Raw genomic sequence first — 15302 nt, forward strand, 5'->3', positions numbered from 1 at the left:
CCGGGCCGCGACCAGGAGGGTGGGGGCGTACCGGCGGCGGTTCAGCCCGTGCCGGGTGGCGGCGACGTGCGAGGCGGCGGACCACAGGCGCTGGCGGTCGGCGGTGGCGCCGTCGGCCGGCCGGGCTGCGAGCACGACATGCGGTACGTCGAGGTCGGCGCGGAGCCGGCCGGCCCGTTCGCGCAGCAGCCGGGGATCGCGGTGCGGCGCGTCGAGCAGGTCGTCGAGCAGCTCGCCCCGGAAGCGCTGCTCGGCCTCGCCCGCGGTGCGCCGGGCGAGCAGCAGCAGCGCGGTGACCATGGCGGCGCGTTCCAGGGTGCGCTGGTCGACGGGGTCGAGTCCGGGGTGGCCGCGCAGCACGAGGGCGCCGAGGAGCTCGCCGCCCGCGGTGACGGCGGCGGTCCAGGTGTCGCCCTCGCGCACCGCGTGGCCGTCGGCCCGGGAGCGGGCGACGGCGGCCGCGAGGGCGGCGGGCACCGGCTCGCCGCCGGTACCGGTTCCGGTGACCTGGACCGTGCCGGAGAGCACTTCGGCGACGGCGGCGGCCACGTCGTCGACCCCGCCGCCGCGCAGCACCAGCTCGGTGAGCCGGTCGTGGACCTCGGAGGCCCGTTCCAGGACGGCGCTGTGCGTGCGGATGGTGTCGTTGGCGGCGCCGAGGCCGTCGAGCGCCGAGCGGGTCTCCTCCAGCAGGTTGGCGGTGTCGATGGCGACGGCCGCGAGGGAGGCGAGCGAGGCGAGCAGGGCGATCTGCTCGCGTTCGAAGACCCTGATCCGCCGGTCGGCGGCGAAGAGCACGCCGATGACCCCGCTGCCCAGGGCGAGCGGCACGCCGAGGATGGCGACCAGGCCCTCGTCGCGGACCCCGGAGTCGATGGTGTGGGTGTGCCGGAACCGCTCGTCGTCGAAGTAGCTCTCGGTGACGTACGGCATGGCGGTCTGCGCGACGAGCCCGCCGAGCCCGGCGCCCATCGCGAGCCGCAGGCTCTGGAAGCGGGCGGACACCGAGCCCTCGGTGACCCGCATGTAGGTGTCCCCGGCGCGGGGGTCGTTGAGGGTGAGGTAGGCGACGTCGGTGCCCAGCAGCGAGCGGGCCCGCTGCACGATGGCCTGCAGTACGGCGTCCAGATCACGCAGCCCCGCCAGATCGCCCGCGGTCGCGAAGAGCGCCGACAGCTCCGCCTCGCGCCGCCGCCGCCCCTCCAGCTCGTCCCGGACCCTTAGGGCCAGCCGCTTGGCGCGTTCGAGCTCCGCGAGCCGGGTGACGGGCGCGCCGTCGGCGCGGGCCCGCAGCACCGGGCGCTCGTACTCCTCGGCCGGTGCGCCCCGAGCGAGGAGCCGCAGGTAGGGGGCCTCGGCCGGTTCGTCGGCTGCCGGGTGATCGTCATTCATGGGCACAGGCATACCGGCCCGCCCGGCCCCGGCGCCAGCGGCGTTCAGTGGGCGGTCCATCCACCGTCCATCGTGAGGGAGGCGCCGGTGATGAAGGAGGCCTGTTCCGTGCAGAGATACGCGGCCAGTTCCGCGACCTCGGCCGGCTCCACCAGCCGTTTGACGGCCGAGTCCGCCAGCAGGATCTCGGTCACGACGCGCTCGGGCGCGATGCCGTGCGCGGCGGCCTGGTCGGCGATCTGCCGCTCCACGAGCGGGGTGCGGACATAGCCGGGGCACAGGCAGTTGGAGGTCACCCCGTGCCGGGCGCCTTCCAGGGCGGCGGTCTTGGAGAGCCCTTCGAGACCGTGCTTGGCGGAGACGTACGCGGACTTGTACGGGGAGGCCCGCAGCCCGTGCACGGAGGAGATGTTGACGATGCGGCCCCAGCCCTGCCCGTACATGTGCGGCAGCGCCCCGCGGATCAGCCGGAAGGGCGCCTCCAGCATGACGCGCAGAACGGTGGAGAAGACATCGGGCGGGAAGTCCTCAATGGGGCGGACGAGTTGCAGCCCGGCGTTGTTGACCAGGATGTCGGTACCGGCCGCGGCCTGCTCGGCGGCGTCGAGATCGGTGAGGTCCAGCAGCAGGGTCTCCACGGAGCCGGGCCGGCCCGCGGCCTCCTCGTGCAGCGCGGCGAGCCCGTCGGCGTCACGGTCGACGGCCCGCACCTTGGCCCCGGCGGCGGCCAGCCGCAGGGCGCAGGCGCGGCCGATGCCCCCGGCGGCCCCGGTGACGAGTGCGGTGCGGCCGCCGAGGTCCACGGCGGAAGGCGAGATCAGCGTCATGCTGGGCAGGTTAGGCAGCGATCGCCCGCCGACCGATGGCGGCCGCACCCACACTTCGGCGCCACCAGGTGTGGCGTGCCGCCATGGGTGCTCAGCGCTCGTGGAGCCCGGGGTCCGGGGCCGGGACGAACCAGGCCGCCGGTTCGTTCTTGAGGGCGAGCGCGATGCGCTCGCGGTGCAGTGGCGCGAGTTCCGGCAGCGCGTCGGGGGCGAACCAGCCGACGTCGAGCGACTCGTCGTCGTTGACCTTCGCCGTGCCACCGACGGCGCGGCACAGCAGCACCACGTCCATGTACTGCGCGAGGTGCCCGTTGGGGTACTCGATCACCTGGTTGGTGAAGACACCGAGGATCCGCTCGACGACGGCGACCACCGCGGTCTCCTCCTGGATCTCCCGCACCGCGGCCGCGGCGGGCTGCTCCCCCGGCTCGGGGATACCGGCGATCAGCGCCCAGTTCCCGGTGTCGGAGCGGCGGTTCAGCAGCACTCTGCCGCGGTCGTCGAAGACCACCATGACGACGCCGGGCATGAACAGCAGCGTGTTGCCCGCCTTGGCACGGATAGCGCGGATGAACTCGGGAATCGGCATCCTCCGAGCCTAGCGAGAGCCCCTGATCGTCACACCAGCACCAGGGCCACCAAGTGGTGGATCGTTCCTGCACTACATATCCACAACTCACCACCTGAGCCGTTACGGTGACCGGGACAGCGCCTACGCGGGGACCGGACGGCGACGGCACCCCGTCGCGTCCAGGTGGCGTCAGGGGGTACCGGGGGATGAGAACGGCGACCGGCGGGGCGTCAGGAGCGATGCGTGCGGACGGCCGGGACGGCCCGGAGGAACGAGTTCAGGGCAGCAGGACCGACGCGCTCGGCGTCGCCGTGCTCGTCGGCTGGGCCACCTGGTCGCTGATCGCCGCGGCGGGCCGTCCGGCCCCCCCCGACGGTCTGCTGCTGGCACTTCTCGCGGTGACCGCCGGATACGCGACGGGCCGGATCGCGGGCGCCCTGCTGCCCGTCGCGGCCCCGGCGGGCATGGCGCTCGCGATCGTCGTCGCGACCCTGGTGATGCCCGGCCGGCTCTCCGGCGCCGCCGATACGCCGCCGCTGGGCTACCCGAACGCCGACGCCGCGCTGCTGGTCCTGGCCACCGGCGCCGCCTGCTGCGCCGCCTGGAGCGCGCCCTCCCCGCCCCTGCGGCTGGTGCTGCGCACACTCGGAGCCGGCGCCGGGGCGCTGGCGCTGGCCCTCGGCTCCACGGCCGGGTTCGCCGCGTCCGTCGGAGTGCTGCTGTGCTCCCTGGCCGCCTCGCACATGCGCCGTCGGCTGCTGGCCCTGGTGGGGTTCGCGCTGGCGACCGCGATAGCGGTCGGCGGAACGTACGCGGTGGCCACCGACACCCTGCCGTCCGGCCTCTCCGCCTCCCTCGCCGGACAGCTGACCGCGCCCCGGGTCGAGCTGTGGCGCGACGCGGTGGGAATGGCCGAGGACCACCCGGTGCGCGGCGTCGGCCCCGACCGCTTCCGCGTGGAGAGCGCCGGCGCACTGGCGGCCACCGAAGGACCGCCCACTCCCCAGTCCGCCGTCTTCCAGGTCGCCGCGGAACAGGGCTTTCCCGGCCTCGCCCTCCTCGGGGCGGCGTTCGCCTGGGTCCTGTGCACGCTGTGGCGCTCCCCGCGCTCCACCCCGGTCGTCCTGACCGCCGGAGCCGCCCTGACGGGGCTCTCCATGCTCGCCACCGTCGACCACGTGCTCAGCTACGCCGTGGTGACCGCCGCGGCAGGCATCCTGGCGGGCCTGGCGGCGGCGCGTCCGTTGCCGGACTAGGGCGTGTTGCGAAAGTCCCGCCTGGCCCACGACGCCTGGCACGCGCCCTAGCCGAGGGCCGGGCCGGATCAGGGACGAACGTGAGGGGGACGGGGCCGGAGGGGGAGGGGTCCGAAATGCTGCCGTGGATTTGTGGGCCGCCAGGCCCGTAAATATGCGATTTCTGACCCCTCCCCCGGCAGGCCGTTGCGCGGCCGCAGGCCGACCCACTGCCGGATCGCCGCCACGGCACCCTCGGCGTCGTCCACCGTCACTGTGAAGACATGCCCGCTGCCCAGCACCAGCACCACACCCGGCCCGCGGCGTACGACGACCGCGGTCCCCATCTCGGGCCGCCAGCGATAGCCCCAGCCGCCCCACGTGCGCGGGCTGACGAGGGGGGCGAGGTCCGCGGAGCTGACCTGGTCCAGGGGGATGCGGCGGCGCGGTACGCCGATGTGGCCGCAGCGCACGTAGAGGCCTTCGCGGTCCACCGTCACCCGCACATGGGTGAACGCGACCGTGCCGAAGAGCACCAGCAGCCCGACGGCCACACAGCCCACCACCGACATGACCAGCGGCGCCAGACCCGAGGTGTAGGGGCCTTCCACGGCCAGCTCGATCCCGAGCGCCATACAGGCGGCGCCGGCGGCCGCGGGCAGCCACTGCATGCGGTTGTGGGCGCGTCCTGTCCAGACCGGGGGCCAGATCTGGGGCGCGGGCGCGTCTCCCTGAGGAGCTTCCGTCATGGTCCGCAGCCTACTCAGCTACCGGCGAGTCGGCCGCCTCATGAAGCGGGCGGATGAACGCCGGCCGGACGGACCCGGGCGGGACGGGTTCAAGCCGACGGGCTGAGGCGGATGCGGCCCGCTCCGAGCGCCGCGCCCTCCGGGTAGGCCAGCGCGGACGCGGGAAGCTCGGACCGGCGGCCGCTGAGGATCACCGTCAGGCTGCCGGACGGCTCCGCCGCCGGCTCGGGAAGCGCGCCGAGCCTGCGCAGCGCCTGGGCGGCGACCGCCTCCGCCGACCCGAGCGGGGTGACGGCAGGACCGCCGGCCCGCTGGACGGCGGCGCGGATCCGCTCGGTCACCAGCTCGTAGTGCGTACAGCCCAGGACCACGGCGCGCACATCGTGCGGCGTACGGGCCGCCGCGACGGCGATGGCCGCGTCGATCGCCGCGTCGTCGGCGTGCTGGACGGCGTCCGCAAGCCCCGGGCACGCCACTTCCGTCACGGCCGCCCCGTTGCCGAACTCGTCGATCAGCCGGCGCTGGTAGGCGCTGCCGGTCGTCGCGGGCGTGGCCCAGATGGCCACCGCCCCGCCGCCCGCGGCGGCGGGCTTGATCGCGGGCACCGTACCGATCACCGGCACGGCCGGTTCCAGCTCCGCCCGCAGCGCGGCCAGCGCGTGCACGGAGGCGGTGTTGCACGCGACGATCAGCGCGTCGGGGCGGGTTTCCGCGGCCGCCCGCGCGCAGTCCAGCGCATGCGCCGTGACGTCCTCGGCGGTGCGCGGGCCCCACGGCATCCCGTCGGGATCCGAGGACAGTACGAGGTCGGCGTCGGGCCGCAGCCGGTGCAGTGCGGCGGCCGCCGCCAGGAGGCCGATTCCGGAGTCCAGCAGCGCGATCTTCACCCGGTCACCTTATGCGACGACCGCCCGCGGCCCTCAGGGCACGGGGGGTCCGGGCGCGTCCGGACCCGCCGTGGCGCGGTTGCGGCAGACTGCGGCAGGTGACGGTGCTGACGTGGGTCGCTGGGGTGTCGCTGCTGGCGTGGGTGTGGCTGCTGCTGGCACAGGGGTTCTTCTGGCGGACGGATGTCCGGCTGCCGGGACCGGAGGAGGGACCGGGCGGTGGGGCCGACGCGTGGCCGACGGTGGCCGTCGTCGTGCCCGCCCGGGACGAGGCGGCCGTGCTGCCGCTGAGCCTGCCCTCGCTGCTGGCGCAGGACTATCCGGGCCGGGCCGAGGTCTTCCTCATCGACGACGGAAGCACGGACGGGACCGGCGAGACCGCCCGGTCGCTCGGCGCGCTGCACGGCGGGCTGCCGCTGACGGTGGACTCGCCCGGTGAGCTCCCGGCGGGCTGGACCGGGAAACTGTGGGGCGTACGGCACGGCATCGCGCTGGCCACCGAGCGCACCGGCGCGGAGTACCTGCTGCTCACGGACGCGGACATCGCGCACGAACCGGATTCGCTGCGTGCGCTGGTGGCGGCGGCGCGGGCGGCGGACCTCGACATGGTGTCGCTGATGGCCCGGCTGCGCGTGGAGACGGTCTGGGAACGGCTGATCGTCCCGGCGTTCGTCTACTTCTTCGCCCAGCTGTACCCGTTCCGCTGGATCAACCGTCCGGGCGGCAGGACGGCCGCCGCGGCCGGCGGCTGTGTGCTGATCCGCCGCTCGGCCGTCGAGGCGGCCCGGGTGCCGGAGTCGATCCGGCACGCGGTGATCGACGATGTCGCGCTGGCCCGCGCGGTCAAGGGCGGCGGCGGCCGGATCTGGCTGGGGCTCGCGGACCGGGTGGACAGCGTGCGCCCGTACCCGGACCTGGGCGAGCTGTGGCGGATGGTCTCGCGCAGCGCCTACGCGCAGCTGCGGCACAATCCGGCGGTCCTGGCGGCGACCGTCGCCGGGCTCGTCCTCGTCTATCTGGTGCCACCGCTGGCGGCGCTGGGCGGTGCGGCGGCGGGGGCCTGGCCGCTGTGCGCTCTGGGCGCGGCCGCGTGGGCGGTGATGGCGGGGACCTATCTGCCGATGCTGCGCTACTACCGGCAGCCGCTGTGGCCGGCGCCGCTGCTCCCCTTCACCGCGGCGCTGTATCTGCTGATGACCGTCGATTCCGCGGTGCAGCACTACCGCGGCCGGGGCGCGGCGTGGAAGGGCAGGACCTACGCGCGTCCCGACGCCTCGGTGTAGACGGCGGCCAGCCGCGCGCCGACGGCGTCCGGCCCGAAGTGCCGCCGGGTCCGGTCCGCGAGCGCCGCGGGCTGTCGCCGCGTCAGTTCCGCGGCGGCCTCGACCAGCGCGAGGGCCAGGGCGTGCGGATCGGCGGGCGGTACGAGGATGCCGCCGTCGCCACCGACGAGTTCGGGCAACGCGCCGGTGCGGCTGCCGACGACCGGGGTGCCGCAGCACAGCGCGTCGAGTGCCGTGGTGCCGAAGCCGCTGACGTGCCGCGGGTCCACGAAGAGGTCGGCGTGCGCGAGGGCGTGCAGGGTCTCCTTCCGGCCGAGGTCACCGGTGAGGACGGCGGCGCCGCCGGTCCCGGCGCGCCGGAGGTGTTCCCGGACGGCGCCGAGCCCGGGCCCGTCACCGATGATCCGCAGCCGTAACCGCGCATCCTTGCCGAGCGCTTCGGCGAAGGCGTCGGCCAGTACGTCCCAGCCCTCGTTCCCGACGAGCGGGCCGGCGGCCACGATGCGCACCGGGTCCTGGCGGATCCGCGCCCGGGCGGGAACGTCCAGCAGCGCCTCGGTGTCCACGGGGTGCGGCACCAGCAGATGGCGGCCGGGGAGCCCGAGTTCACCGAGCCGGGCGAGCAGTAGGTCGCTGACGGGCAGGATCGCGGCCGCCTCCCGGTACAGCCGGGCCGCGCGCCGCCGGTCGAGCAGTCCGGGGAGCGGCCGCGTCGGGTGGCCGAGCCAGCGGCGGTCGTGCTCGGACAGGACGTACGGGATACCGGTGACCTTGGACAGCCACGGCAGCTGGCCTGCCGCACCCGGGGCATGGCCGTGCAGGACGTCGATCGCGCCGCACTCCGAGGTCTCGACCCGGAGGACCGCCTCCATGCGGCCCGCGGTGACCCGCTGCCCGACGGCAGCGGTGGCCGGACGGTTCCGTCCCCCGTGCGCGGCCTCGATCTCGTAGCGGTGCGGGCTCCGCTCGTCGCGCCCGGCGAACGGCAGTCCCGGCAGCGGCGGAGTGCTCAACGAGCCGACGGTGACCAGCTCGACGACATCGGCGACCGTGGCCGCGGCCCGGTGCCAGGCGTCCGGCCGTCGTGGCCCGTCCGGTCCGGACAGCATGGCGACCCGCACGGCCTCACCCCTTGTGACTCCTCACGGAGCGCGGCGGAAACCTCCCGGAATCCACCGCTCCGGGGCGCCACTGTGGCACAGCGGCGCCTCCGTCAGGGCCGGTTCCGCGCGCTCCGGGTCACTTACGGCCGGGCGTCCAGTTCATGCCCCATCCGTAGGCGTAGTCGACCGTGCGCTGCGGGCTCACCCCGCGCTGCGGCACCAGGTAGCGCGCCTCGCGCTGCACCACCAGGTCACCGCCCTGGTTGGTGATGAGCGCGAGGGCGCAGACGTTCGACGGCACGGTGCACTCGTCGAGCGAGAAGTCGATCGGGGCGCCGTTCAGCGGCTGGAGGGTGACGGTCGCGTGCAGTCCGGCGAAACTGCGCGCGCCTTCGTAGATCGTCACGAAGATGAGGATCCTGCGGAACGCCTGCTTGTGGTCCAGGTTGATGGTGAGGTTCTCACCGGACTCGGAGCCGCCGGTCCTGTCGTCACCGTCCAGGTGCAGGTACGGGGGCTGGTGGAGGGATCCGAACGCGTTGCCGAGCGCCTGGATCACGCCCTTGCTGCCGTCGGCGAGTTCGAACAGCGCGCACAGGTCGAGGTCGAGGTCGGAGTGGAACGCCGACGGCTTCCCGCTCTTGCGCCCCCAGCCCTTGAACTGCTTGTGCATCTGCCAGCTCAGGTTCACCCGCATCGCGCCGGAGACGCCGCCTTGCTTGGTGAGGGAGACCGACGGCGCCTCCTTGGTCAGCGTCACCTTCGTGAGCCGCACGGGCTGCGGCGCGGCCGGCGGAGCGGGCGGTGGCTGCACCGGCGGGGGCGGTGCCTGGTACTGCTGCGGCGGGGGCGGCGGCGCCTGGTACTGCTGCGGCGGGGGCGGCGGCGCCTGGTACGCCGGGTGCGGCTGCGGCGGGGCCTGGTAGGTCTGCGGCGCCGGCGCCACCGGAGCGGGAGCGGTCACCGGCGCGGGCGCGGCGGGCTCGTCGACCGAGATCCCGAAGTCCGTGGCGAGCCCGCCGAGTCCGCTGTCATAGCCCTGGCCCACCGCGCGGAACTTCCAGGCGCCCTGGCGGCGGTAGAGCTCGCCGAGCACGAACGCCGTCTCCACGGACGCGTCGGTGCTGTCGAAGCGGGCCAGTTCCGCGCCGTTGGCCGGGTCGCTGAGGCGGATGTGCAGACCGGGGACCCGCCCGAAGGTCCCGCCGTCGCTGGAGGCGGCGAGCACGATGGTCTCGATGGCCGGTTCCACACCGCTGAGATCGACCGACAGGGTGTCCGTCACCGCGTCCCCCGCGGTGCGCTTGCCCTCGTGCCGTACGGCACCGGACGCGTGCGCGGGCTGGTTGTAGAAGACGAAGTCGGCGTCGGACCTGACCTTGCCGCCCACCAGCAGCAGAGCGGAGGCGTCCACGTCCGGGACACCGGGACCGGTACGCCATCCCAGCTCCACGCGGACCGCCGGCACGGACACCGGCACATTCGTGCCCTTGCGCATCGTCATGCTCTCCCCTTTTGCACGGTGCCGTCCACCGTAGCCCGGACCCATGGCCGTCGGACATATGCTGCCGCTCCGCGGTCGGGGGCGACCGCCGGTAACGCCCCGCGGACACGGCTTTTACGCGATCTCAACGCCTAATGGTGACCGATTTTCGTTGATTCGCTCGTATTGGGGATCGACCGTCACTCACAGCACACAAAACAACCTACTAATCGGTCTCCCCAACCAGCACATCGTGGGCTTAACTTAAGTGCCATGAGCTCCCCCCGCGGCACCTATGGTGGCGGCTACTACGCAGCGCCGTCCTTCCCGGACACGCCGATCTACGACAGCCTCGTCGCTGAGCGTGGCACCCCCCAGATCGCCCCGATCAGAGTTCCGTCGGAGTACTCGTACCCGTCGTACGAGACCGGCAGGAACCTCCCGGCACTGCCGGCCGCCCTCCCCGCGCTGCCGTCCGGTTCGTCGCAGTACGCCCAGTACCCGGCCGCCCAGGGCGGGTACAACGGCTACCCGTCGAACGGCTACCAGCCGCAGCCCGCGCCGGTGCAGCACACTCCCGCGCCGTACATCCCGCAGCAGGCCGGCGGGGGGCGCGCGAGCGGCTCGTACAACGGCTTCAACGGTGCGAACGGCTTCACCGGGGCCAATGGGTACAACCCGGGCTCCACCGGCAGCTATCCGGTGCAGCAGCCGCAGCCGCAGGCCCCCGCGCAGGGTCTGGGCCACGACTCCGCGCGCCAGGCGCCGCAGCGCCCGGTGCAGCCCCGTCAGGTGCCTAACGGCTATGTCGAGGACCCGTATCAGCAGCGGCGTCCGCTCGGCCAGGGGAACCAGGGCTACTACCAGGGCTGAGCAGCGTGCGGCATACAGCCGGGCGGGCCGCGGCCGGTCCTGGCAGGATGCCGGTATGCCGACGCACGCCCTGCTCAGCGCCCTGTACATCTACCCGGTCAAATCGCTTCGCGGCCTTGCCCGCGAAGCGGCGGACGTGGAGCCGTGGGGGCTCGCCGGAGACCGCAGGTGGATGCTGGTGGACGCTGACGGGCGCGTCATCACGCAACGGCAGCAGGCGAGTACGGCGCTGGTGACCGCGCAGCCGTCGGGGGGCGGCTCGCTGCGGTTCACCGCGCCCGGCCAGGAGGCACTGGAGGTGGCCCCGCCGGAACAGGGAACGCCGGAACCGGTGCTGATCTTCCACGACAAGGTCGACGCCGTCGCGGCGGGTGACGCGGCCGACACCTGGTTCAGCGACTACCTCGGGGTGCCGGCACGCCTGGTGCACATGACCGACCCGGCGGTCTGCCGCCCCGTCCATCCGGAGTTCTCCCGCCCCGGCGACACGGTGTCGTTCGCCGACGGCTTCCCGCTGCTCCTCACCGCCACCGCCTCGCTCGACACCCTCAACGCCCATATCGCACGCGGCGCCCACGCGTCCGAGGGACCGCTGCCCATGAACCGCTTCCGGCCCAACGCGGTCGTGGACGGCACCGAGGGGTGGGCCGAGGACGACTGGCGGCGGATCAGGATCGGCGAGGTCACCTTCCGGGTCGCCAAGCGCTGCGCGCGCTGCGTCGTACCGACCACGAACCAGGAGACGGCAGAACGCGGCCGGGAACCGATGCGCAGCCTGGCGAAGCACCACCGGATCGACGGCGCGACGATCTTCGGCCAGAATCTGATCCCCGAACACCCCGGAACCCTGCGGGTCGGCGACCCGTTGACCATCCTGGAGTGACGCGTCGAGGCATCGCTCCTGCGACCACCGCGCGGACGGCTCCGCTCACCCCGCGCGGTCGCCGCGCCGTTTGAGGTATTCGAACGGTCGAAGGGGGTGCTGCTCCTTGGGCTCCAAGGTGCGTTGGTGGCGGTGGCGGCGCAATCCGCTGCGCCGCGCGTCGGATCTCGCCGAGGCGTGGATCGGCCTGGTCACCGTGGTCCTCGTGCTCTGTGCCGTGCCCGCGGCCGGCTGGTTCACCGGCCAGGCCGCCAACCGCGCCCTGCAGCGCACCGTGCGCCACCAGCTGGCGGAGCGCGCGCTGGTACCCGCCGCCCTGGTCACCGCCGCGCCCCGGTCGGCGGCGGGGACGGACGCCGAGGCCGGCCAGGCGCGGCAGACCCGGCGGCCGGCCGTACTGACGTGGACGGCGCCGGACGGCTCGGCGCGCAGCGGTACCGTCCGCGTCGAGAACCAGGAACAGGTGGACGGCCGGCTGCACATCTGGACCGATCGCGGCGGCCGGCCGGTCGATCCGCCGCTGGACCGCGCCACCGCCAGGGCCCACGCGGCCCTGGCAGGGCTCGGCGGGGCGGCCCTGGCGGGCGCGTTGCTGCTGGGCATACGGCAGTTGCTGCTGTGGCGGCTGATGCGCCGCCGGCTGCTCGAATGGGAGCGCGAATGGACCCGCGCGGGCCAGGATTGGGGACGGGCGGGCGCCGGCGGCTGACCGCGACTCGTCATGGAGGGCGTCCCACTCACGCTACGGTGGATCCCCCGGTCGGCTATACGCAAGAGGTGGGGGCAGGGCAGCCCGATGGCACATGGCGTGGTGCAGGTGACCAGCACGAGCAGCTCGCGGTGGCGCCGCCGTTCGGGAGAGTACGAGACCCTGGCCGCCGCCCTGGAAGCGGCCGGTGACGGCGACGTCCTGTCGATCGCCCCGGGCACCTACCGGGAGAACCTCGTCGTCACCCGGGCCGTCACCCTGCGTGCCGCGGAGGGCCTGGGCTCGGTGCGAATCGCGCCTGCCGGCGGCGTGGCGCTGACGTTGCGCGCGGCGGCCCTCGTACAGGACCTGACCGTCGAGGGGCAGGACACCTCGGCGGCCGCGCTGCTCATCGAGGGCTGCGCCCCGGAGCTGACCGGCCTGCGGGTCGCGACCAGGTCGGCCGTCGGGATAGAGGTGCGCGACAGCGCCCGTCCCACCGTCCGGCAGTGCACCGTGGACAATCCGGCGGGCCTGGGGATCAGCGTACTGGAGTCGGCCGGCGGGCTGTTCGAGGACTGCGAGGTGGTCTGCGCGGGCCAGACGGGCGTCTCGGTGCGCGGCGGCGCCTCGCCCCGGCTGGAGCGCTGCCGCATCCACCACACCAACGGCGCGGGCCTGTCCGTCACCGGTGAGGGCACCTCCGCCGAGGCCGTCGGCTGCGAGGTCTACGAGATCAAGGGCACCGGTGTGCAGGTCGCCTCGCGCGCCACCGGGCACTTCACGGACTGCCAGGTGCACCGCACCACGGGCGACGGGATCACCCTCGACACCGACGCGGTGCTGACCCTGTCCGACTGCGACATCCACGACATCCCCGAGAACGCGATCGACCTGCGGGCCCGTTCGGTCCTCACCCTCACCCGGTCCGCCGTCCGCCGCTTCGGCCGCAACGGCCTGTCGGTGTGGGACCCGGGCACCCGGGTGGACGCCAACCGGTGCGAGATCCACGACAGTACGGGCGACTACCCGGCGGTCTGGGTGAGCGACGGGGCCGCGGCCGTGCTGGACTCCTGCCGGGTGCACGACGTGCCCGACGCCCTGTTCGTCCTCGACCGGGGCTCCCGGGCCGAGGTCGTGGACAGCGACTTCTCCCAGGTGCGCAACACGGCGGTGTCGGTGAGCGACGGCGCGACCGTCCAGCTCGACGACTGCCGGATCCGCGAGGCCGCCACCGGCGCCTGGTTCCGCGACCACGGCAGCGGCGGCACGCTGGCGCAGGTCACCATCGACGACACGGCGACCGGAGTCATCGTCACCAAGGGCGCCGACCCGGTGCTGGACCGCTGCACGGTCACCAACCCGGCGGAGGCCGGCTTCTACGTGTCGGCCGAGGGCCGCGGCACCTTCACCGGCTGCCGGGTCACCGGCAGCCGCGGCTACGGCTTCCACGTCATCGACGGCTGCCGCAGCACCCTGACCCGCTGCCGCACCGAGCGCTGCGAGCGCGGTGGCTACGAGTTCGCCGAGCCGGGCCCGGTCACCGAGGACTGCACCAGCGACCGGGCGGCCGAGCAGACCCCGGACGCCGGGCAGCCGGTGACCGCGGTGGCCGCCGTCCAGTCGTTCGGGCTGCTCGGCGGCGTGCCCCAGCAGGGTTCCGCCGAGCCGGCGGCACCGGAGCCCGTGATCCGGGCCTCGGACGACGTACTCGGCGAACTCGACGCGCTGGTCGGTCTGGACAGCGTCAAGCGCGAGGTGCGCACCCTCATCGATCTGATCGCCGTCGGCCGCCGCCGCCAGGAGGCCGGCCTCAAGGCGCCGTCGCTGCGCAGGCATCTGGTCTTCACCGGCTCCCCCGGCACCGGCAAGACCACGGTGGCGCGGCTGTACGGCGAGATCCTGGCCGCGCTGGGTGTGCTGCAGCGCGGGCATCTGGTCGAGGTGGCCCGGGTGGACCTGGTCGGCGAGCACATCGGCTCGACCGCCATCCGCACCCAGGAGGCGTTCGACCGGGCGCGCGGCGGTGTGCTGTTCATCGACGAGGCGTACGCGCTGTCGCCGGAGGACTCCGGGCGGGACTTCGGCCGCGAGGCCATCGACACCCTGGTGAAGCTCATGGAGGACCACCGCGACGCGGTGGTGGTCATCGTCGCCGGGTACACCGCCGAGATGGAGCGCTTCCTCGCCTCCAACCCCGGTGTGGCGTCCCGGTTCTCCCGCACCATCACCTTCGGCGACTACACCGCCGACGAACTGCTGCGGATCGTCCAGGCACAGGCGATCGAGCACGAGTACCAGCTCGGCGACGACGCGGGCGACGCGATCCTCAAGTACTTCAACGCCCTGCCCCGGGGACCGGGTTTCGGCAACGGCCGCACCGCGCGGCAGACCTTCGAGGCGATGGTCGAGCGGCATGCGGGACGCCTCGCGCACGTCACCGAACCGAGCCATGACGAGCTGCAGCTGCTCTACCCGGAGGACCTGCCGGAACTGCCCTGAACGGGAAGGCCGGGCGGCTCCGGATCGGGCGGCTCCGGTGTTCCCGCGGCGGGCAACCGGCGCAGCAGCGCGGCCCGTTCGGCGGCGAAGACCGGATCGCACGGGAAGCCGGAGTGGCCCAGCACCGGTTCCGGCAGCGGATGCTGCGGTGTACGGCCGTACGCCACCGGGTCCTTGAGCGGTCCGCGGTCCACCACCGTGCCCTCCCCGACCCGCACCGGGCCGCCGATCGGGTCCGTACGCCGCCACAGGTTGCGCCACGCGCTCAGCTCCCGGTGCAGCGAACACAGCTGCGGCGGGCCGAAGTACGCGGGGAACCACCGGCCGTAGAGCCGCTCCAGCGGGCAGCCGTGGGTGTGCCGGGGGCCCCGGGGGGGGGTCGCCGGGTCCAGCTGCCAGACGGCCGCCGCCGCGAGCACGCTGCCCTGCGAGTGGCCCGACAGGATGATTCGGCCGCCGGTGCGGGCGGTCCAGGTCGCCATCCGCCAGGTCAGGTCGGGCACGGCCCGTTCGGCGTAGCAGGGCGGCGCGAACGGGTGGGCGGCGCGCGGCCAGAACGTGCCCACGTCCCAGAGGATGCCGATCGTGCGGCGCGCGGACGCGTCCCGGTAGGCGCGGCGCCCGAGCGCCAGCAGGGCGACGACGCCCGCGCCGACCAGCCAGGAGCCCAGCGACTGGGCGGCCCGCGCCACGTCCGGCAGCGGTCCGGGAGCGCCCTCCGCCGCCTCTCCGGGACCGGCCCCGCCGGTCCACGCCCCGACGACGGCGCCCGCGCCGAGCAGGAACGAGACCCCGCAGACCAGCGCGACCAGCGACGCGACGGAGT

At 74.1% G+C, this 15302-nt stretch carries 13 protein-coding genes and 1 pseudogene; 6 read left to right on the plus strand and 8 right to left on the minus strand.

Annotation, left to right across the window (positions count from 1 at the left end; translation table 11 throughout):
- From O3W51_RS35235 to O3W51_RS35245, 3 genes are all read right to left on the minus strand, one after another.
- Positions 1-1392: GAF domain-containing protein (locus O3W51_RS35235; protein ID WP_331284114.1), on the minus strand; the 1392-nt coding region annotated here is incomplete at its 3' end.
- 44 nt (positions 1393-1436) lie between these two features.
- Positions 1437-2219 (minus strand): 3-hydroxybutyrate dehydrogenase, encoded by a 783-nt coding sequence (locus O3W51_RS35240; protein ID WP_138356007.1) that lies wholly within the window; start codon positions 2217-2219, stop codon positions 1437-1439.
- A gap of 91 nt (positions 2220-2310) precedes the next feature.
- Positions 2311-2808, minus strand: a complete 498-nt coding sequence (locus O3W51_RS35245) for an NUDIX hydrolase (RefSeq protein WP_138356006.1) — start codon at positions 2806-2808, stop codon at positions 2311-2313.
- Positions 2809-2996: 188 nt separating this feature from the next.
- On the opposite strand from O3W51_RS35245, the gene O3W51_RS35250 reads away from it, so the two are divergent.
- Positions 2997-4046, plus strand: a complete 1050-nt coding sequence (locus tag O3W51_RS35250) for an O-antigen ligase family protein (protein ID WP_269288332.1) — start codon at positions 2997-2999, stop codon at positions 4044-4046.
- Between the two features lie 68 nt (positions 4047-4114).
- Here the strand turns inward: O3W51_RS35250 and O3W51_RS35255 are convergent, their stop codons facing one another.
- Entirely contained in the window at positions 4115-4774 is a 660-nt protein-coding gene (locus tag O3W51_RS35255) for a hypothetical protein (protein ID WP_443048376.1), read from the minus strand.
- Between the two features lie 89 nt (positions 4775-4863).
- Positions 4864-5661 (minus strand): glutamate racemase, encoded by a 798-nt coding sequence (locus O3W51_RS35260; protein ID WP_138356003.1) that lies wholly within the window; start codon positions 5659-5661, stop codon positions 4864-4866.
- 98 nt (positions 5662-5759) lie between these two features.
- On the opposite strand from O3W51_RS35260, the gene O3W51_RS35265 reads away from it, so the two are divergent.
- Positions 5760-6944 carry a glycosyltransferase gene (locus O3W51_RS35265; RefSeq protein WP_244809078.1) on the plus strand — a complete coding sequence of 395 codons (1185 nt, stop codon included), beginning with the start codon at positions 5760-5762 and terminating at the stop codon, positions 6942-6944.
- Here O3W51_RS35265 and O3W51_RS35270 read toward each other — a convergent pair.
- Both O3W51_RS35270 and O3W51_RS35275 read right to left on the minus strand, forming a co-directional pair.
- Positions 6917-8065: a glycosyltransferase gene (locus O3W51_RS35270; protein ID WP_138356001.1), complete on the minus strand. Its 1149-nt coding sequence runs from the start codon at positions 8063-8065 to the stop codon at positions 6917-6919. The two genes, O3W51_RS35265 and O3W51_RS35270, sit on opposite strands and share 28 nt — an antisense overlap.
- Before the next feature lie 118 nt (positions 8066-8183).
- A complete protein-coding gene (locus O3W51_RS35275; RefSeq protein WP_269288351.1) occupies positions 8184-9545 on the minus strand; it encodes a TerD family protein in 1362 nt (453 codons plus the stop codon).
- A 258-nt stretch (positions 9546-9803) separates the two neighbouring features.
- Between O3W51_RS35275 and O3W51_RS35280 the strand changes: the two genes are divergently transcribed.
- The 4 genes from O3W51_RS35280 to O3W51_RS35295 all read left to right on the plus strand — a co-directional run bounded on the left by O3W51_RS35280 (position 9804) and on the right by O3W51_RS35295 (position 14476).
- Positions 9804-10403 (plus strand): DUF6643 family protein, encoded by a 600-nt coding sequence (locus O3W51_RS35280; RefSeq protein ID WP_138353820.1) that lies wholly within the window; start codon positions 9804-9806, stop codon positions 10401-10403.
- Between the two features lie 55 nt (positions 10404-10458).
- Positions 10459-11286, plus strand: a complete 828-nt coding sequence (locus tag O3W51_RS35285) for an MOSC domain-containing protein (RefSeq protein ID WP_138353821.1) — start codon at positions 10459-10461, stop codon at positions 11284-11286.
- 106 nt (positions 11287-11392) lie between these two features.
- Positions 11393-11995, plus strand: a complete 603-nt coding sequence (locus O3W51_RS35290) for an Rv1733c family protein (protein ID WP_269288333.1) — start codon at positions 11393-11395, stop codon at positions 11993-11995.
- A gap of 87 nt (positions 11996-12082) precedes the next feature.
- Positions 12083-14476 (plus strand): right-handed parallel beta-helix repeat-containing protein, encoded by a 2394-nt coding sequence (locus O3W51_RS35295; protein WP_138353823.1) that lies wholly within the window; start codon positions 12083-12085, stop codon positions 14474-14476.
- Here O3W51_RS35295 and O3W51_RS35300 read toward each other — a convergent pair.
- Positions 14446-15302: pseudogene (locus tag O3W51_RS35300) on the minus strand (hypothetical protein); the annotation flags it as partial. The gene O3W51_RS35295 and the pseudogene O3W51_RS35300 overlap by 31 nt on opposite strands.

It is taken from the genome of Streptomyces sp. H39-C1 (assembly GCF_027158125.1).
Classification (GTDB): domain Bacteria; phylum Actinomycetota; class Actinomycetes; order Streptomycetales; family Streptomycetaceae; genus Actinacidiphila; species Actinacidiphila fildesensis.

Excerpts from the sequence above, each read along its gene's own strand:
- O3W51_RS35240 (WP_138356007.1), bottom strand. The coding sequence starts at position 2,219 with ATGACGCTGATCTCGCCTTCCGCCGTGGACCTCGGCGGCCGCACCGCA.
- O3W51_RS35245 (WP_138356006.1), bottom strand. The coding sequence starts at position 2,808 with ATGCCGATTCCCGAGTTCATCCGCGCTATCCGTGCCAAGGCGGGCAAC.
- O3W51_RS35250 (WP_269288332.1), top strand. The coding sequence starts at position 2,997 with ATGAGAACGGCGACCGGCGGGGCGTCAGGAGCGATGCGTGCGGACGGC.
- O3W51_RS35255 (WP_443048376.1), bottom strand. The coding sequence starts at position 4,774 with ATGACGGAAGCTCCTCAGGGAGACGCGCCCGCGCCCCAGATCTGGCCC.
- O3W51_RS35275 (WP_269288351.1), bottom strand. The coding sequence starts at position 9,545 with ATGCGCAAGGGCACGAATGTGCCGGTGTCCGTGCCGGCGGTCCGCGTG.
- O3W51_RS35280 (WP_138353820.1), top strand. The coding sequence starts at position 9,804 with ATGAGCTCCCCCCGCGGCACCTATGGTGGCGGCTACTACGCAGCGCCG.
- O3W51_RS35285 (WP_138353821.1), top strand. The coding sequence starts at position 10,459 with ATGCCGACGCACGCCCTGCTCAGCGCCCTGTACATCTACCCGGTCAAA.
- O3W51_RS35295 (WP_138353823.1), top strand. The coding sequence starts at position 12,083 with ATGGCACATGGCGTGGTGCAGGTGACCAGCACGAGCAGCTCGCGGTGG.